Source organism: Sporomusa sp. (genome assembly GCF_035561255.1).
Lineage (GTDB): Bacteria > Bacillota > Negativicutes > Sporomusales > Sporomusaceae > Sporomusa.
Window position 1 is genome coordinate 1 of record NZ_DATMXX010000298.1, and the last position, 18,197, is coordinate 18,197.

Below are 18,197 nucleotides of genomic sequence, written 5' to 3' on the forward strand. Positions count from 1 at the left end.
ATTGAATTCTTTTGTGGAGGTGATATGTTAAATAATTTTCGGGGTATTTATAATTTGCGAAAATAGGGGAGGATACTATGAGTAAAATCGGAGTAAAAATGGCGAGTTTAGTAACAATGCTGGTAATGTTAGCAGTGCTAGTCACAGGTTGTGGTGATACCGCCAGCAAAGACATCAAAATCGGTGTAGTTTATGAGCTTACCGGCAATACTGCATCCTTTGGGACAGCCGCGGCTAACGGCGCAAAAATGGCATTTAAAGAAATCAATGCCAAGGGTGGCGTTCTCGGCAAGCAAATTCAACCGATAATAGCCGATAATAAAGGTGAACCTTCCGAATCCTCCAATGCGATGACCAAAGTTATCACCCAGGATAAAGTTGTTGCCGTAACCGGTTTTACAACGAGTTCTAATGGCATCGCTGGCTCGACTGTAGCTGAAGCCAATAAAATTCCATTTGTGGCTGCTGCTACTACCAACCCCAAGGTTACTCTGGATGAAAAAACCGGCAAAGCCAAAGACTACACCTTTCGCGTTTGCTTCATTGATCCCTTCCAAGGTACTGTTGGCGCCAACTTTGCTCTAAACAGCCTCAAGGCTAAAAAAGCAGCTATTATGATTGACAATTCCAGTGACTATAGCAAAGGTTTAGCGCAATTCTATAAAGAAGCCTTCACAAAAGGCGGCGGCCAGATCATCTCTGAAGAGGCTTACTTACAAAAAGATCAGGACTTCAAAACAATCCTGACCAAGATTAAAGCAACTAACCCCGACATTCTTTATGTACCTGGCTACTATGAAGAAGTTGGCAAAATCGTTAAACAAGCCCGTGAAATGGGTATCACTGTCCCTGTAGTCGGTGGTGACGGCTGGGATTCCCCGAAACTTACTGAAATCGGCGGACCTCAAGCCCTTAACAATACTTATTTCACAAACCATTATTCAGTAGAAGATACCAGTCCACTGTCCAAAGCATTTGTTGATAATTATAAAAAAGAATTCGGTCAAATGCCTGATGCCATGGCAGTACTTGGTTATGATGCTGCGTACGTGTTGGTTGATGCCATCAAACGCGCCAACAGTACCGAGTCAGCCAAAATTCGTGAAGCACTGGCAGCAACTAAAGATTATAAAGGTGCCGCAGGCGACTTAACTTTAAACAGTAACCATGACGCCATAAAAGGCGCGGTTATCATCGAAATGAAAGATGGCAAGCAAGTCTACAAAGAAACTGTAAAACCGTAATAAAAATTGATTTAAGTATCCAAACGCCATCTGGTTAATCAGATGGCGTTTTTTTGTTTTTAATAGTAAAAGATAGAATAAATATGATCATTTTTAAAGGAAAATTTTGTTTCTGGGCGAATAAACTATTACGATGGAGGGTTTAACAATGTCTATAGCGCAAAATATTGCTGAAATACAAAAAAGAATAGATATACACAAGGTAAAACTGGTGGCAGTCACTAAGAACCACAGCTCTTTAGCCATCCTAGAAGCGTTGAACGCAGGGATAACCGCTGTGGGGGAAAACCGGGTTCAGGAAATGCTGACTAAACATCCTGAAATACAGGCTGCAGGCAGATTGGCTGAGTGGCATCTTATCGGGCATTTGCAATCAAATAAGGTGCGTCAGGCAGTACCGCTGGCTGATCTTATTCATTCAGTAGATAGTGATCGCTTGGCCATCGAAATCGACAAAACAGCAGGGAAACTTGGTAAACACCAGAATGTGCTGCTTCAGGTTAATATTGCTGATGAAGAAAGCAAATTTGGCGTCGAACCTGGACAGGCCCTGTCACTGGCTAATTTGATTAGTCAACTTGAGCATGTCAAGCTATGCGGTCTCATGACGATTGCGCCGTTTAGCGAAAACCCCGAAACAGTACGACCAGTATTTAATGAGATGTTTCAATTATACAACGAATTAAAATTACTGAAATTAGCCAATACTGAAATCAAATGGTTATCAATGGGAATGACAAACGACTATATGGTGGCTATCGAAGAGGGCGCAAATTTAGTGCGTATTGGTACTGGAATATTTGGCTCGCGTCAATATTAGGGAGGAGAGGGAAGTTATGAAGTTCATGGAGAAAGTGTGGGGTAGTCTCGGTCTGTTTGAAGCCCCAGATCAAGAAGAAGAACGTCCAAAACTGGAAGAAACTGAGTCAAAGGTAAAACAAAAGAACAGCAATGTAGTATCACTTCCTATGGCCCAAAATAACAGTCAGCAACAAAGCAAACAAGTCAAAGTCATGGTTGTTGAACCATTTTCTTTTGATGATGCTCAGCATGTTTCCGATTATCTAAAAAGCCGTAAACCGGTGGTTGTCAACCTTGAGAATACAGATCCTGACATTGCCAAACGCATGATTGACTTTATTAGTGGCACAACTTATGCTTTAAACGGCCAAATCCAAAAAGTCGGCAATCATATCTTCCTATGCGCCCCTAATAACGTGGACGTTGCCTACAGTCCGCGGGATGAGGGCAGCGACAAAACATTACTTCCTTGGGCAAATAAATAGTTTTATCATATCAGACGGAGGATTTATGCTAACAAATAAGCAGATAGGATTTATAGGCGGCGGCGCAATGGCCGAAGCACTTATACGAGGTATCTTACATGCCGGATTAGTGACTCCGTCACAAATCGTAGTAAGCGATGTTTCTACTGAACGTCTGAACTACCTGCGCGGCACCTTCGCCGTGTCGACGACAATTGACAGCCAGGAAATTGCCAAGCAGTCAGATATCCTTTTTTTAACAGTAAAGCCTCAGGTGATAAGTGGAGTGATTGAAAGCATTGCGCCGGTGGTTGCCAAAACAACGGTTGTGGTTTCAGTAGCTGCCGGAGTAACCATTGCTGCCTTCCAAGGTAAAATGCCGGGAGTACCGATTATCAGAGTTATGCCCAATACGCCTGTTGCGGTTGGTGAAGGTATGTCTGCTATGGCGCTGGGGAAGTACGCTACCAATGCCGTAAGTGAACCGGTAGCCGAGGTGTTTGCTTCAGTTGGTAAAGTGGTCACAGTTAACGAAGACGCAATGGATGCTGTAACCGGCCTTTCCGGCAGTGGTCCGGCCTATGCCTTTGTGCTGATTGATGCGCTTACGGACGCCGGAGTGAGGGTTGGTTTCTCCCGGCAGACAGCAGTACTGTTAGCCGCGCAAACACTCATGGGCGCAGCCAAAATGGTACTAGAAACAGGCGAACACCCAGCCAAATTGCGGGATATGGTTACTTCGCCAGGTGGTACAGCCATTACCGGTGTCCATGTATTAGAGCAGAATGGCATCCGTGCCGCGCTTATTGATGCTGTTGTAGCCGCCACTAATCGCTCACGCGAGATGGGGAGACGGTAGATGAACGAACGGGATAAAATTTTACGTTATTACCGGTCATCCGGCGATGCTGATTTAGCAGCTAAGATTCTTGACTTAGCAGAAGTAACGCTCAAAAACCGCAAGTATAAGGTCAGCGAATTCCTAGACCCCTATGGTCAAAGCATTGCTGAAACGATAGCTGCGCATTACGAGCGTCTGACTATGGAAACAAATGGCGGATACGCCGGTGCAGAGCGAATGAAAGCAGCCTTTGTTGATACCGAATTCCTTGATTATGCAGGGTCACTGGATTATCATATAGCGACTCTGGCTATTCACTGGGACAATCGTTATTGTCGACCATCACACCGGGATGTGCTGGGAGCACTTATGGGCCTTGGGATTAAGCGCGAAATGCTAGGCGACATCATAATGGCTAGCGAACAGTGCTATGTCATGGCTGATGCAACTATGGCCGCCTATATTATGCAAAACCTAACAGAGGTTGGACAGGCTGCAGTCTCTGTTTCACAGGCATCACTTGAAGATATTCCTGCCAAGGAGGAAAAGATTAAGGAAATCCGTTCAACAGTCGCATCATTGCGCTTAGATGCAGTGGCTGCATCCGGTTTTGGTACCTCACGCACCCGAATGGCCGAGGATATTGCAGCCGCCAAGGTAAAAATAAACTGGCAGGAAGCCAAAAGCCCCTCCCAAGCCGTAAAGGTAGGCGATGTTATTTCCATGCGTGGCCGCGGCAGGGTTGAAGTCATTGAGGTCCCGGGTCAAACTAAGAAGGGCAGATATAGTATTTTGCTCAGAAGATTTATGTAATTAGAATAGGGGTGGGGAGTTATGCTTACACCGTTAGATATCCACAGTAAAGAGTTCAAACGCAGCTTTCGCGGGTATAACGAGGAAGAAGTAGATGAGTTTCTTGACAGGGTCATTAAGGACTATGAAACCCTGTACCGTGAAAACATTGATTTAAAAGAAACAATTGAACGTCTTAATAGCAAACTCGAACACTATCAGCATATGGAGAATACGCTCCATAGTACGCTGGTTATCGCGCAGGAAACCGCCGAAGAGGTTAAACTCAACGCCAAAAAAGAAACCGAGCTTATGATTAAAGAAGCTGAAATACGCGCCCAAAGACTGGTTGACGAAGGAATGTCTAAAGTACGGAAGATGACTGGCGAATATGAGGAGTTAAAAAAACAGTCACAGGTTTTTCGCACCCGGCTGCGTACCCTCCTGCAAGCTCAAATGGAAATGCTTAACAATGCTGAAGAAGATGAAAACTAGCCTTGCCTGATAAAAAGCTTGATATACTTGATATAAAAGAGCTCCCTGATAGTATCTCCTTCAAGGTACGTGTCCAGCCGCGGTCAAGTAAGAATGCAATTAGCGGTATAATCGGCGACAGTATTAAACTTAACCTTACATCACCGCCTGTTGACGGTGAAGCAAACGCTGCCTGCGTTGCTTTTGTTGCCAGCTTATTTAGGGTAGCCAAAACCTCAGTTGTGATCACGAGCGGCCAAAAAAGCCGCTCTAAAGTTGTTAAAGTGATTGGCCTTGATAAGAATATTTTTTTCAATGTATTAGCTGCCTATATTTGACTTTAATCGCCAATCATGTATAATATATGGGTACATGATAATATTTTTATCAGTAATGACGGAGACGCGCCCTGACGGCGGTTTACAGCGAACCAGGATATGGTGTAAGCCTGGTAACCAAAGCATGGCCTAATATCGCTCCCGAACTGCGAGCTGAACTTTCAGTAAGCTATGCCGCCTGACGTCCGTTATAGCGTTACAAAGTGGCTATTTTGGCCAATAGGGTGGTACCACGGGAAACTTATCTCTCGTCCCTTTTCAGGGATGAGAGTTTTTTTATTTTATGGAGGTGCTAATTTTGGATTATAGCAAAACACTTAACCTGCCGCAGACAGAATTCCCTATGCGCGCCAATCTTCCTGAACGGGAGCCAAAAATGCTCGAATACTGGCGTGAACAGCAGATTTACGACAAAAAGACAACTAAAAGTAAGGGGAAGGCCAAATTTGTCCTACATGATGGCCCACCATACGCCAACGGTAATATTCATATTGGTACGGCTTTAAACAAAATTCTCAAGGATATTATCGTCAAATACAAATCATTACAGGGCTTTGACGCTCCCTATGTACCAGGCTGGGACACCCATGGACTCCCCATTGAACATGCGGCTATCAAGATACTGGGACTAAACCGTCATGAATTAAATCCCCTTGATTTACGCCGGGAGTGCAAGCAATATGCCCTTAAATGCCTGGACCTGCAACGGGAAGATTTTAAACGGCTAGGTGTTGCCGGCGACTGGGAAAACCCGTACGTAACATTATATCCTGAATATGAAGCCAAACAGATTGAAGTATTTGGTGCAATGGCTAAAAAAGGCTATATCTATAAAGGTCTTAAGTCAGTGTATTGGTGTACTTCCTGTGAAACAGCCTTAGCTGAAGCTGAGATTGAATACGCAGAGAAAAAATCTCACTCAATCTATGTTAAGTTTCCCCTTATTGATGATAAGGGTAACCTGCCGGTCGGCGTAGACTCGGCAAAAGTATATGCTGTCATCTGGACAACAACCCCCTGGACAATGCCTGCCAATGTTGCCATCTGCGTCCATCCAGAAATTGAATATGCCTGGGTAGAGATAAATGATGAAATATACCTTCTGGCCAGTGAATTGGTTGAGAGTGTTGTCAAAGCCAATAACCTTGGCGAGTATACTGTTATCTCAACAATGAAAGGCGCCGATATAGAAGGTATGGTGTTTAGTCATCCGTTCTTTGACCGTGAATCTCCTGTCATCCTCGGCGAACATGTCACCCTGGAAGCGGGTACCGGTTGTGTTCATACTGCGCCAGGCCATGGACAGGAAGACTTTGAAGTGGGAATAAAATACGGTCTTCCTATTATCAACCCGGTTGATCCGGCAGGTAAGTTTACCGCCGAAGCCGGTAAGTTCGAAGGAATGACAGTATCTGATGCCAATGTTCCGGTCATTAAAGAATTGGCTGCACTTGGGCTTCTGCTGGGTAAAAGCTCGATTAAACACCAATATGCTCACTGCTGGCGCTGCAAAAACCCTATTATTTACCGGGCAACAGAGCAATGGTTTGCTTCGGTCGACGGCTTTAGGAGTGAAGCACTTAATGCCATTGCCAATGACGTTAAGTGGATTCCAGCCTGGGGTGAAGACCGCATCCATAATATGGTGGCCGACCGTCAGGACTGGTGTATCTCGCGCCAGCGGGTGTGGGGCCTTCCGATCCCGATTTTCTACTGCACGAAGTGCAATGAGCATATAATTAATGACGAGACAATTGATGCCGTTAAAGAAGTTTTCCGGCACGAGGGCTCAGACGCCTGGTGGGCAAAAAAACCGGAAGAAATTTTACCTCAGGGCTTTATGTGCCCGCACTGCGGCCATAATGAGTTCCGCAAAGAAACTGACATTATGGATGTGTGGTTTGATAGTGGTTCCAGCCATGCCGCTGTGCTTGAACAACGCCAAGAGCTACAATGGCCAGCCGACCTTTATCTTGAAGGCAGCGACCAGCATCGCGGCTGGTTCCAGTCATCACTGTTAACCTCGGTGGCTACCCGGGGAACTGCACCATATAAAGCGGTCCTGACCCATGGTTTTGTTGTTGACGGCGATGGCCGGAAAATGTCCAAGTCAATTGGCAACACAATTTATCCGCAAGAGGTCATCAAGCAATATGGCGCTGATATCCTCCGTCTGTGGGTAGCGTCGGCGGATTATAAGGCTGATATCCGTATTTCCAATGATATTTTAAAACAGTTAGCAGAAGTATATCGTAAAATCCGTAACACCTTCCGCTACATTTTAGGCAGCCTGCATGATTTCAACCCGGCTACTGATAAAGTTGCCTATGATCAGCTTCTTGAAATTGACCGGTGGGCACTTATGCGTTTAGAGCAGGTCCGGGCCAAGGTCACCCAAGCCTATGAAGATTATGAGTTTCATCTGCTTTACCATACTGTCCATAACTTCTGCGCTGTAGACTTAAGTGCCTTCTACCTTGATATCCTTAAAGACCGTGTTTACACCGCGCTGCCGGGTTCAATTGATCGCCGTGCCGCTCAGACTGCTATGTACGAAATCCTCAATACCCTGGTCGCCGTTGTAGCACCGGTATTGACCTTTACTTCTGAAGAGGTATGGCAGTATATGCCCCAAGAGCAGGGTCGCCCTGAAAGCGTGCAATTAGCTAGCTGGCCGATCGCCCATCCTGAATACCTTGATACAGCACTGGAAGCTAAATGGGATAAAATCCTGGCAATGCGCGGCGAAATCACCAAAGCGCTTGAGACTGCCCGCCGCAACAAAGTTATTGGTCACTCCTTAGATGCAGCTGTTCATCTCTACGCTGCTGGTGACGAACTAGCTGCACTTGCCGCTATTAAGGACGATTTAGCCACACTGCTCATTGTTTCTGAAGTAGCCTTATTAAACACATTTGAACAAGCTCCAGGTGAAGCCTATCGTGCCGCTGACATGCAACTGGCCGTTGCTGTGGCTCCGGCTCAAGGTGTCAAATGCGAACGTTGCTGGATTTATAGCTCAACAGTGAACCAGGATACAGAGCATCCATCGCTCTGCGACCGGTGCGCTACTGTCGTAAAAAATATGTAAGCATGTTAAACCGGGAGTTAAATCCCGGTTTATTTTTTTAAGTCGGGGAATAATAATGCAAGTGGGGGACTGTTTGTAATGGACAACAAAAATCGAGTAAATATTAGTAAAACTGACGATCAACAGCCTGAATTTGTAGCCAAACAGCTGGAACGCCTTGTCAATCGGCTGGAAGCTATGCGGTTTGCTGATTACATGGAGATGTTGGAACGTCCGGCCAGGTTGATTTTTACAAATTTTGTTGCCGGTATTGCCCGAGGTTTAGGTATTGCAATCGGAGCCAGCTTAGTATTTGCCTTGCTGCTCGCTTTTCTGAAACAGTTGATTATGCTCAACATACCAGGTATCGGTGGTTTTATTGCCGATATTGTCCGGTTTGTCGAGACAAAAAACGGTACATTCTAATTATGATCCAGGGAGGCTGACATGACAAAAGACATCTTTGACTGCATCCGTGAAAGCCATAGTGTCCGTAATTTTAAATCCATGCAAATTCCTGAGCCAACCTTAACAAGAATCTTAGAGGCAGGGAATATGGCGCCAAGTGCCGGTAATCTGCAACCTTGGTATTTTTATGTTGTGCAAGACCTGACAATAAAAGAAAAACTGGCTGCCGCCGCCTTTGATCAAGAGCAAATCAGCGATGCCCCCACTATTGTTGTTATTTTGGCCGACCCGGCCCGTTCCAACGAGCATTACGGTGAACGTGGTGCCCAATTATATTGCCTCCAGGACACAGCAGCTGCAGCACAGAATATTCTGCTAGCGGCTGAGGGATTGGGCATTGCCGCGTGCTGGGTCGGGGCTTTTGACGAAAAGAAGGTCTCTGAAATAGTAGAGGCTCCGCCGCGTCTCAGGGCTGTTGCAATGATTTGCCTGGGCTATAGTGATGAGCAGCCTAAAGAATACAAAACGCGGTTGCGTTTAGCTGAAGTCGCTAAATTTATTCATTGAAAAGGGGGGCTTACACTTGCGCCCTGAGCAATTATCAAAATTCGAATCACAGTTGAACGCAAAAAGACGTGATTTAGTTCATACAATCTTAAAACTGGAAGATAGCGGTCTCAGGTCTGCTTTATCCAATACAACAGGTGAATTATCCACCTATGATAATCATCCGGCCGATTTAGGCAGCGAGACCTTTGAGCGCGGTAAAGACTTAGGCCTTCGGGACAATGAGCGGGTGCTGTTAAGCAGTGTTGAACGGGCTTTGGACAAAATCCACCATGGTACGTATGGCCGTTGTGATCACTGTGGCGCGCAGATATCACCTGCGAGACTTGAGGCACTGCCCTGGGCTACTCAGTGCATTGACTGCCAGGAGGCATTCGAAAAAGCTGATGTTACCCCCCGCCCCCTTGAGGAAGAGGCACTGGAACCGCCTTTTCATCGCACTTTTCTGGATTCGGATAAATTTGCATCTGTCGGCTATGATGGCGAGGATGCTTTCCAGGATGTGGCGCGATACGGGAGTTCAGACACGCCTCAGGATATTCCAGGCTCGTATGATTACAAGGCGCTATTTCCCAACAGCAATGAACATCAGGGGATTGTTGACCTGGCAGATGCTATCCCTGCCGAACCGGGCAGCAGCAGCCAACATACTGGAAAACACCAAAAAGAAGAACAAGAAACCGGTCACTAAACTGCCGGTTTCTTTTTTCTATGCAGGATTTTATCTGTTTTTGTTTAATTATAAACGTGCAAACGGGCATACTATTTAGGTTGATAAACTATTAACATCATGATTTCAGCAAAATATATTTATATAAACGAGGCATGGAGGTGGCTTAATGACCCGTCCGGAACCGAACTGCATAATGTTTGCCAAGATTAGCGTCTTAGGACTGGTTGTAGCCGCTTATTTTTGTTTGCCAGGGGTTCAGCAGTTTGCCACCGAAGGCATTACCTATCTAAGATATCGTAATTTTGAAGGCCTGCGCCAATTTATTCTGTCCTATGGTCTATGGGCTCCCTTGACCAGCATTGCGCTTATGACTCTGCAATCTATGGTACCATTGGTGCCAGGACTTATTATAACTATCACTAACGCCTGGATATTTGGCTGGAAGTTTGGCACTTTGTATTCCTGGGCTGGGGCTCTCCTCGGAGCAGGTCTTGATTTCGGGATTGCCCGCTGGTATGGGCGCCCGGTGGTTGAGCGCTTTATCAGTGTGAAATATTTAATTTTTACCGATACTTTTTTTAAAAGACATGGTGTATTGGCCGTGTTTATCACCCGTCTCATCCCAATCGTTCCCTTTAAAGTCATAAGCTACGGGGCAGGGCTTACCAAAATCTCATTGCTGCAATTTACTGTAGCTACCGCTATCGGCCAGACTCCGGCTATTGTACTATATTCCATATTAGGACAAAATCTCACCCATGATTTTAAAATGGTGGCAGTTATTACATCGCTGCTTATCATTGCAGGGCTTGTTGTTTATTATTATCGTGATACCTTCGAACGCTATTTTATTCCCCATAAAAATAAGTAAGAAACGCGGCAATATTCGCCGCGCTTCTTTACGTTTGGGAAATTTTCCGGTATCATGTTATCATAGTTTAAGGGATTTAGAGAAGAATAGGAGAGAAGTTTTGGTGTCGATATTAGTATTTGGAGTTATCTCAGTCGCAGTTATCATTTTTGATCAATGGTCAAAACAATATGTTCAGTCCCACATGCTGCCCGGGATGTCAATACCAGTTGTAGATAATATTTTTCATATAACTTATGTGTTAAATCCAGGCGCTGCTTTTGGTATTTTAGAAAACCAGCAAATGCTCTTTATTGTAATTGCTTTAATTATGTTAGGGCTTACTGTGTATTTTTTCAAACAGATCCCCCATAAATTCCGTCTTATACGCCTGGGTTTAAGCCTGCTTGCAGGTGGTGCTGTCGGTAACGTTATTGACAGGGTGCAAACCGGATATGTAATCGATTTTTTTGATTTCCGTATCTGGCCGGTATTCAACGTGGCTGATATTGCTATTGTAACAGGTGTCAGTTGCGTAATTTACACACTTATTTTCATGTCTTTTCCTAATGAAAACCAAGAAAAATCAAGATAGGATGATATTGTGGAACACAACCAATCCAACGACAGTAATTTTGCCTGCATTGAGGCATCTATCGAAGAGCAGGGAGTCAGGCTTGATGTTCTTTTAACAAACCGATTCTCCGAACTGTCCCGCTCACACCTGCAAAAACTGATTGCCGACAGACTGGTAACCGTTAATGGTAAACCAGCTAAAGCCAACTATAAAGCGCAGTCTAAAGACACCATTGCAATTACTTTTCCTAAAGCTAAGCCGGTCGAAATTATGCCAGAGGCTATTCCCCTTGACATCCTCTATGAAGATGCTGATATTATAGTCGTAAATAAAGCCCGTGGTATGGTTGTTCATCCGGCAGCAGGCAACTACCAGGGGACACTGGTCAACGCGCTGTTGGAACATTGTACTGACTTATCAGGTATCAATGGCGAAATTCGCCCAGGCATTGTGCATCGACTTGATAAAGATACTTCAGGCGTCATGGTAGCCGCCAAAAATGACCGCGCGCATCTCGACCTTGCTGAGCAAATCAAAAGCCGCACCGCCAGCCGCAAGTACCTTGCGGTTGTTCATGGTACTATCGCTGAAGAACAGGGTATCATTAACGCGCCTATTGGCCGCCATCCGTCTGACCGAAAAAAAATGGCTGTTACCTTTAGTAACAGCAAGGTTGCTCTAACCCGGTTTCGTGTTGTTGAGCGGTTTGTTAATTATACACTTGTCGAATGCAAGCTCCAGACTGGCCGAACGCACCAAATCAGGGTTCATATGCAGTATATAGAGCATCCGGTTGTAGGTGATCCCAAATACGGACCTGAGAAAAAACGGTTTGTAATCGAAGGCCAGGCGCTTCATTCGGCAGAACTGTCACTTAAGCACCCAGTTACTGGCGAGATCATGGTGTTTACTGCCCCCATGCCGGCTGATATGGTTAATATACTTAAACAATTAGAGGCGACTAAAAGAGAGGAGAAATAACAATATGGCTAAACATGTAAATATGGTGGATAAGGCTGTCATTATGGATTCCCAGGCCGTCAAGCGCGCACTTACACGGGTAGCTCACGAAATTGTGGAACGTAATAAAGGGGTCAGTGATTTGGCACTGGTCGGTATTAGAACCCGCGGCGTTCCATTGGCGCAGCGCATCGCAGAGGAGATTAAACGGATCGAAGGTATTGACTTACCTGTAGGAGTACTTGATATCACACTATACAGGGATGATCTCTCAACACTGGCATATCAGCCTATTGTTCACGAAACGCTCATCCCATTTTCTATCAATGATAAAAAAGTAGTATTGGTTGATGATGTCCTATTTACCGGACGTACAGTGCGAGCGGCGCTTGATGCTATCATTGATATTGGCCGTCCATCTGCTATTCAGCTGGCTGTGCTTATTGACCGAGGCCACCGCGAACTCCCCATTAGAGCTGATTATGTCGGAAAGAATGTACCGACTTCAAGCAAAGAAATAGTTAGCGTGCAACTGACATCAATTGATGACACTGAACAGGTTGTCATTAAAGAAATTGTTGAGATCTAAGTATTTGTTGTACAAGCGTTTCATCTGGCGTTACATATACGGTGTTTTGATGATCGTAAATGACAAAACCGGGTTTGGCACCCGAAGGTTTACGGACATGGCGCCGCTGGGTATAGTCGACAGGAACATTGGCCGATTGACGGCTTTTACTAAAGTAGGCTGCCAACTGTGCAGCCTCTTTTATTGCGTGTTCGGTAATTTCCCGGTTTTCTCCCCGAATAATAACATGTGAACCAGGTATATCTTTAGTGTGCAGCCAGAGATCATCAGGTTGGGCCTGTTTAAATGTCACCTGATCATTTTGGCGATTGTTTTTGCCAACAATAAGACTAAAACCATCACTGGTTTTCACAGATAGCGGTGCTGACGGGGGCGTTGGCGGGCGTCGTTTTTCCGATGTTTTTATATAACCGGCAGTAATTAGCTCCTGACGGACTTCGTTTACTTCGGCATTGGCTACCGCATGGGAAAGAGCTATGGCAATACTCTCTAAATAAGCGATCTCGCCCTGACATTCTTTGAGCTGACCGGCCAAATGCTCCCCAGAGCGTTTGGCCTTATTATATTTCACATAATACTGTTGCGCATTTTCCAGTGGTGATCGTTCAGGATCTAATTTAATAACGATCTGTTGAGCGTCTGGCTCGGTACTATATATGTCCAGCAAAGCCTGTTCATAAACGCCTGCTGTAACAGTATATAGGTTGGCCATCAGAATATCACCATATTTTCGAAGTTCATTTGCATTTTCCGCCTGAGATAGTTCTTCAACTAAAACAGCCTCCTTGCGGGTCAGCTTGGCTAATTCTGCGGTAAGCATCTTGGTCAAGAGGTCTTTTTCCGGTAAAGACGGACGACCTTTGAATTTGTCAAAGTACTCGACAGCAGCACTCATGCTTGGAAAATCATGGAGGTTGTACTGACTGAGATGCCCGGGAGCAAAGGCAGCAATGGCCAAGGGCCGGCTCTGCCCTTCAACAATAACGCTAGGTGTCACCTGTCCCTCCTGGAGGGGAACAGCGATACTGGCGACCGCTTCGCTTAATGCCTCAACATCGGCGTGATCAAGTTCACTTAGGCTAATGTCTGGTGAAAACCCACCGCGCCAGGCAATCTCCCGCGCGGTGAGCGGGCCCAGGCCAATCCCAGCGGCAATAATTGCTTTGCTGAGCGAAGAGGCAGACTCTGCCAAGACCCTCACGGCAAACAGGGAGGGCTCAGTCTCCAGGATATTCAACCGGTCTTGACCTGGCGGATAGACATACTCTTTGCCGGGCAATACCTGACGGTAGCGGCTAACATGGGCATTCACCCGTTTAATAGCATCAACAATAATGTTATCCTGGGTCAAGATAATATTGCTATGTTTACCCATAATTTCGATCACTAACCGTTTGGTAACAATTATCCCACGTTCGGCGCGCACATCTATATTGATATTTACAATGCGGTCCAGACTGTGCTGTTCAATATTGGCAATACGTCCGTCTTCCAGGTGTTTTCTAAGCAGCATGCAAAAGTTAGGGGCAACTGCCGGGTTTTCCGGGCTTGAGGCTGTAAGGAGCAATTTGGGACGTTCCGGATTAGCTGAGAGAAAAATACGCAGCGTTTCTCCCGGTTGACGTACCCATAATAAGAGCGAATAGGCGTCTGGCTGAAACACTTTATCAATACGCCCGCCGGTGAGCGCCCCATTAAGCTCACCTACCAGCGGTGCAAGAGACAATCCGTCGATATTCATTGTGGAACCTCCGTCATACTACAAAACTTAAACTAATTTGCCAATAGTATATCACCCTTGGTAATTAGCGGTCAAACCCGGTCTAATTCGCTACCTAGCAGAATATCATGGTTAATAAAGCAAAACGCGTGTTAGCGAGGTGGCTGCATGGATAGGGAAAAATGGTACACACGTACATCAGATGAAGCGGTTCAATTCTGGCAAACAAGCTTCGTAGATGGTTTATCCTCCGCCGAAGTGAAGATCAGACTGGACAAATTCGGATTTAATGAACTGGCCGAAAAAGAAAAGGTTGCATGGTGGAAACGGTTTTTAGCACAATTTCAGGATTTCATGGTATTAGTCTTGTTAGGAGCCACGTTAATATCTGCCTTATTGGGCGAATATGCCGACGCGGTTACTATCTTAATTATTGTTTTGATGAATGCTATTTTAGGATTTGTCCAGGAATATCGGGCCGAACAGTCACTGTCAGCATTAAAAAAGCTGGCTTCGCCCACTGCGAGAGTAGTTAGGAATAGTATGGTACAACAAATTCCAGCTAGAGAACTTGTGCCTGGTGACATTTTAGTACTTGAGGCCGGTGATAAGCTAGCTGCTGATGGCCGGCTCATTGATGTTCATAATATGGAGGTAGAGGAGGCCGCGCTTACCGGTGAATCTATGCCTGTACGCAAAGTCGCAGATCGTAGCTTTAATGAAGACGCGCCCCTGGGCGACAGAAAAAATATGGTTTACGCCGGTACCAGCATAGTCAGAGGCCGTGGTAAAGCCGTCGTATGTGCGTCCGGTATGGCCACAGAAGTAGGGCATATTGCCGGTATGATACAAGAAACTGCCGAAGAGTCAACTCCTTTAGAGCGTCGGCTAGACCATCTTGGCAGGTTGCTGGTTTGGGGTTGTCTGGCTATCTGTTTAATTGTTGTCATTACCGGTGTAGCTAAAGGCGAATCCTTATTCCTGATGTGTATGGCCGGCATAAGCCTGGCTGTTGCGGCTATTCCTGAAGGCCTGCCCGCCATCGTGACAGTGGCCTTAGCCCTGGGCGTCCAACGTATGATTAAACAGCGGGCAATTATCCGGAAACTGCCGGCAGTGGAGACACTTGGCTGCACAACAGTGATTTGCTCTGACAAAACAGGAACGCTGACGCAAAATGCGATGACAGTAAGACAGCTATTTACTGACGACAAAAAATATGAAATCACCGGCACGGGTTATGATATTAAAGGTAATATTTTATTTAATCAGCAGTCAGTTAATAATAGTGTGGATAAAACACTGCATTATTGCCTGACAATTGGTGTCCTCTGCAATAATAGTACATTAAAGCAAAACAATATTGCAATTACAGGCATATGGCGAAATAAAACTGAAACCGGCTGGTCGGTTGAAGGCGATCCTACAGAAGGAGCCATTATTGTAGCTGCAGCTAAAGCTGATATTTGGCAGGCTGAGTTAGAAAAAAGCCAAAAGCGGGTGGGCGAGATTCCTTTTGAATCTGAGCGTCGCCGTATGTCAGTTGTATATCGCGATACCAATAATAATAATATTTTATATGTTAAAGGTGCTCCTGATACAATCCTGGAGTTGTGCCGGTATTACCATACGGCGGCAGGTCCTACCTCTATGACTAATGATCATATTGCCAAAGTAAATAATAGCATCGAACATATGGCGTCTGAGGCCCTCCGGGTACTTGCGGTGGCTTATCGCCGTTTAACACCGTCTCAGGCACAGAACCCGGACGAAAGCATCGAAACTGACCTGGTATTCGCCGGGCTAATCGGTATGATTGATCCCCCCCGTGAAGAAGCCAAATCCTCAATTGCCTTATGCCGCGAAGCTGGCATTAAAACAATAATGATTACCGGGGACCATAAAAATACCGCAGTAGCTATCGCCCAGGAACTGCAAATTTACAGAGAAGGACAACATAAAGCACTTACCGGCAGAGAGCTTGATGCCATGAGCGAAGGCGAGCTTGATGCCATAGTCAACAAAGTCACCGTATATGCCCGCGTCTCACCCGCCCATAAATTAAGAATTGTCCGGGCACTAAAACGTCAGGGGCATATCGTAGCCATGACTGGTGACGGGGTTAATGACGCACCAGCGATAAAAGAAGCAGATATAGGTATAGCCATGGGTATTTCCGGAACCGATGTCACTAAAGAAGCCTCGGCTATGGTTTTAGCTGATGACAACTTTGCCACAATTGTCGCAGCAGTGGAGGAAGGCCGCGGTATTTATGATAATATAAGAAAATTCATCAGATACCTGCTTTCTTGCAATATCGGCGAAGTACTGACCATGTTTTTAGCTGCGCTTTTAGGTCTACCGATGCCACTACTGCCTGTGCAGATATTATGGGTAAATCTTGTCACTGACGGCCTGCCAGCCATGGCACTTGGCGTTGATCCCAATAACTCCAATATTATGAAGCGACCACCTCGCCATCCGGGGGAAAGCGTGTTTTCCCGTGGCTTAAGCCGGAAAATTATGGGGCGCGGCATACAGATAGGTTTGAGCACACTTTTTGTCTTTAGTGTGGTATACTATCTACAGAATGATTTGGCGCTAGCGAGGACAGCTGCATTTGCGACATTGGTTTATTGCCAGATGTTCCATGTGTTTGACTGCCGGTCTGAAACTGCTACTATATTCGAACTTAAATTCACCAGTAATAAATATTTACTGGCGGCGGTAACATTCTCGACAGTTATGCAGCTTTCAGTCATGTATATCCCATTTTTAAGCGCTATTTTTTCTACGGTACCGCTTTCACTGGGCAACTGGGCGCTTGTTTTGACAGTATCTGGCTGGACACTCATACTAAGCGGGTTTAAACACATATTTAAACGCCGTCCTGCGCGCCGCGCAATCTTACCGCAAAACCGGTAACTTATACTATCTAGGGGGAATATCATGCAGTTTACAAAGTGGCACGGATTAGGCAATGATTTTGTAATTATCAATGGCCAGACTGAGAATATTACTGATTACCGTAGTCAGGCATTAACCATCTGTGACCGTAATTTCGGCATTGGCGCTGACGGACTTGTCGTAATTATGCCCTCAGACATTGCTGATTTTAAAATGCGCATATTTAATTCTGATGGGAGCGAGGCCGACATGTGTGGTAACGCTACACGTTGCGTAGCCCGTTATCTCTATGAAACCGGTCTTACCGATAAAACAGTCATTACCCTGGATACCCTGGCTGGAATTATTACGCCTGAGCTGATTTTTGAAGAAGGCAAGCTGGTGATAGTTAAGGTTGATATGGGCGAACCAAAGCTTACCCGTGGTGAAACCCCGATGACCGGTAATTCTTCAGAAAAGGCAATCAATGTGCCCATTGAGATAGACGGCCAAACCTACCAGGTTACCGCTCTATCTATGGGAAATCCACACTGTGTCATTTTTGTTGACGATGTGGCCAAGATTAACTTAGCAAGCATTGGGCCCCAATTTGAGACTCATAGCCTGTTTCCCAGAAAAACCAATGTTGAGTTCATTCAAGTCATTGACCGCCATACACTAAAGATGCGTGTATGGGAACGCGGTGCCGGCATTACCAAGGCCTGCGGCACCGGTGCCAGCGCGGCCCTGGTTGCCGCTGTGTTAAACGGTCACACAGACCGTCAGGCAACCATAAAATTAGATGGCGGTGACCTGTTTATCCAGTGGGCCGACAACAACCATATCTACAAATCAGGCCCGGCGGTTGAAGTATTCAGGGGAGAATACTTACTGTAAAAAACCGGCTCAAGCTGAGCCGGTTTTTACATACATACAAATTCAG

General features: G+C 45.7%; 18 protein-coding genes and 1 other annotated feature. Of the genes, 17 read left to right on the forward strand and 1 reads right to left on the reverse strand.

The features are described 5' to 3' along the window. The first annotated feature begins 77 nt into the window (after positions 1-77). The 15 genes from VN379_RS16080 to pyrR all read left to right on the forward strand — a co-directional run bounded on the left by VN379_RS16080 (position 78) and on the right by pyrR (position 12,648). Entirely contained in the window at positions 78-1,244 is a 1,167-nt protein-coding gene (locus tag VN379_RS16080; RefSeq protein ID WP_325535664.1) for an ABC transporter substrate-binding protein, read from the forward strand. Positions 1,245-1,392: 148 nt separating this feature from the next. Beyond that, positions 1,393-2,064, forward strand: coding sequence for a YggS family pyridoxal phosphate-dependent enzyme (locus VN379_RS16085; RefSeq protein WP_325535666.1), 672 nt, complete (start codon positions 1,393-1,395; stop codon positions 2,062-2,064). Between the two features lie 16 nt (positions 2,065-2,080). After that, positions 2,081-2,530, forward strand: a complete 450-nt coding sequence (locus VN379_RS16090; protein ID WP_325535668.1) for a cell division protein SepF — start codon at positions 2,081-2,083, stop codon at positions 2,528-2,530. A gap of 25 nt (positions 2,531-2,555) precedes the next feature. Continuing rightward, the gene (gene proC / locus VN379_RS16095) at positions 2,556-3,368 is read left to right on the forward strand and encodes a pyrroline-5-carboxylate reductase (protein WP_325535670.1); all 813 of its coding nucleotides are present in this window, start codon (positions 2,556-2,558) and stop codon (positions 3,366-3,368) included. Further along, positions 3,369-4,163: an RNA-binding protein gene (locus tag VN379_RS16100; RefSeq protein WP_325535672.1), complete on the forward strand. Its 795-nt coding sequence runs from the start codon at positions 3,369-3,371 to the stop codon at positions 4,161-4,163. A gap of 21 nt (positions 4,164-4,184) precedes the next feature. Further along, positions 4,185-4,637: a DivIVA domain-containing protein gene (locus VN379_RS16105; RefSeq protein WP_325535674.1), complete on the forward strand. Its 453-nt coding sequence runs from the start codon at positions 4,185-4,187 to the stop codon at positions 4,635-4,637. A gap of 2 nt (positions 4,638-4,639) precedes the next feature. Further along, positions 4,640-4,954 (forward strand): DUF167 domain-containing protein, encoded by a 315-nt coding sequence (locus VN379_RS16110; protein WP_325535676.1) that lies wholly within the window; start codon positions 4,640-4,642, stop codon positions 4,952-4,954. A 46-nt stretch (positions 4,955-5,000) separates the two neighbouring features. After that, positions 5,001-5,213 (forward strand) — a binding site (T-box leader). A gap of 39 nt (positions 5,214-5,252) precedes the next feature. After that, complete coding sequence (gene ileS, locus VN379_RS16115) at positions 5,253-8,045, forward strand: isoleucine--tRNA ligase (RefSeq protein ID WP_349255133.1); 2,793 nt, start codon at positions 5,253-5,255, stop codon at positions 8,043-8,045. A gap of 78 nt (positions 8,046-8,123) precedes the next feature. Beyond that, entirely contained in the window at positions 8,124-8,450 is a 327-nt protein-coding gene (locus VN379_RS16120; RefSeq protein WP_325535678.1) for a DUF5665 domain-containing protein, read from the forward strand. A gap of 21 nt (positions 8,451-8,471) precedes the next feature. Then, the gene (locus VN379_RS16125) at positions 8,472-8,999 is read left to right on the forward strand and encodes a nitroreductase family protein (RefSeq protein WP_325535680.1); all 528 of its coding nucleotides are present in this window, start codon (positions 8,472-8,474) and stop codon (positions 8,997-8,999) included. Between the two features lie 16 nt (positions 9,000-9,015). Next, positions 9,016-9,690 carry a TraR/DksA C4-type zinc finger protein gene (locus tag VN379_RS16130; RefSeq protein ID WP_325535682.1) on the forward strand — a complete coding sequence of 225 codons (675 nt, stop codon included), beginning with the start codon at positions 9,016-9,018 and terminating at the stop codon, positions 9,688-9,690. Positions 9,691-9,838: 148 nt separating this feature from the next. Then, positions 9,839-10,543, forward strand: coding sequence for a TVP38/TMEM64 family protein (locus VN379_RS16135; RefSeq protein WP_325535684.1), 705 nt, complete (start codon positions 9,839-9,841; stop codon positions 10,541-10,543). A gap of 103 nt (positions 10,544-10,646) precedes the next feature. Continuing rightward, positions 10,647-11,117: a signal peptidase II gene (gene lspA, locus VN379_RS16140; protein ID WP_414715004.1), complete on the forward strand. Its 471-nt coding sequence runs from the start codon at positions 10,647-10,649 to the stop codon at positions 11,115-11,117. A 48-nt stretch (positions 11,118-11,165) separates the two neighbouring features. Further along, a complete protein-coding gene (locus VN379_RS16145) occupies positions 11,166-12,080 on the forward strand; it encodes an RluA family pseudouridine synthase (protein WP_414715005.1) in 915 nt (304 codons plus the stop codon). A gap of 4 nt (positions 12,081-12,084) precedes the next feature. Beyond that, a complete protein-coding gene (pyrR, locus tag VN379_RS16150) occupies positions 12,085-12,648 on the forward strand; it encodes a bifunctional pyr operon transcriptional regulator/uracil phosphoribosyltransferase PyrR (protein ID WP_325535686.1) in 564 nt (187 codons plus the stop codon). Here the strand turns inward: pyrR and VN379_RS16155 are convergent. Continuing rightward, on the reverse strand, positions 12,626-14,389 hold the full coding sequence (locus VN379_RS16155; RefSeq protein WP_325535688.1) for an NFACT family protein: 1,764 nt from the start codon (positions 14,387-14,389) through the stop codon (positions 12,626-12,628). The genes pyrR and VN379_RS16155 overlap by 23 nt on opposite strands. Positions 14,390-14,536: 147 nt before the next feature. Between VN379_RS16155 and VN379_RS16160 the strand changes: the two genes are divergently transcribed. Together VN379_RS16160 and dapF are read left to right on the forward strand one after the other, a co-directional pair. After that, complete coding sequence (locus tag VN379_RS16160) at positions 14,537-17,293, forward strand: calcium-translocating P-type ATPase, SERCA-type (protein ID WP_325535690.1); 2,757 nt, start codon at positions 14,537-14,539, stop codon at positions 17,291-17,293. A gap of 24 nt (positions 17,294-17,317) precedes the next feature. Further along, entirely contained in the window at positions 17,318-18,151 is an 834-nt protein-coding gene (gene dapF / locus VN379_RS16165; RefSeq protein WP_325535692.1) for a diaminopimelate epimerase, read from the forward strand. Positions 18,152-18,197: the final 46 nt, after the last annotated feature.

Bases quoted from the DNA above. Each gene is read 5' to 3' on its own strand.
- VN379_RS16100 (WP_325535672.1), top strand. From the start codon at position 3,369: ATGAACGAACGGGATAAAATTTTACGTTATTACCGGTCATCCGGCGAT.
- VN379_RS16155 (WP_325535688.1), bottom strand. From the start codon at position 14,389: ATGAATATCGACGGATTGTCTCTTGCACCGCTGGTAGGTGAGCTTAAT.
- VN379_RS16125 (WP_325535680.1), top strand. From the start codon at position 8,472: ATGACAAAAGACATCTTTGACTGCATCCGTGAAAGCCATAGTGTCCGT.
- pyrR (WP_325535686.1), top strand. From the start codon at position 12,085: ATGGCTAAACATGTAAATATGGTGGATAAGGCTGTCATTATGGATTCC.
- VN379_RS16090 (WP_325535668.1), top strand. From the start codon at position 2,081: ATGAAGTTCATGGAGAAAGTGTGGGGTAGTCTCGGTCTGTTTGAAGCC.
- proC (WP_325535670.1), top strand. From the start codon at position 2,556: ATGCTAACAAATAAGCAGATAGGATTTATAGGCGGCGGCGCAATGGCC.
- VN379_RS16105 (WP_325535674.1), top strand. From the start codon at position 4,185: ATGCTTACACCGTTAGATATCCACAGTAAAGAGTTCAAACGCAGCTTT.
- VN379_RS16120 (WP_325535678.1), top strand. From the start codon at position 8,124: ATGGACAACAAAAATCGAGTAAATATTAGTAAAACTGACGATCAACAG.
- VN379_RS16085 (WP_325535666.1), top strand. From the start codon at position 1,393: ATGTCTATAGCGCAAAATATTGCTGAAATACAAAAAAGAATAGATATA.
- dapF (WP_325535692.1), top strand. From the start codon at position 17,318: ATGCAGTTTACAAAGTGGCACGGATTAGGCAATGATTTTGTAATTATC.
- VN379_RS16080 (WP_325535664.1), top strand. From the start codon at position 78: ATGAGTAAAATCGGAGTAAAAATGGCGAGTTTAGTAACAATGCTGGTA.
- VN379_RS16160 (WP_325535690.1), top strand. From the start codon at position 14,537: ATGGATAGGGAAAAATGGTACACACGTACATCAGATGAAGCGGTTCAA.
- VN379_RS16135 (WP_325535684.1), top strand. From the start codon at position 9,839: ATGACCCGTCCGGAACCGAACTGCATAATGTTTGCCAAGATTAGCGTC.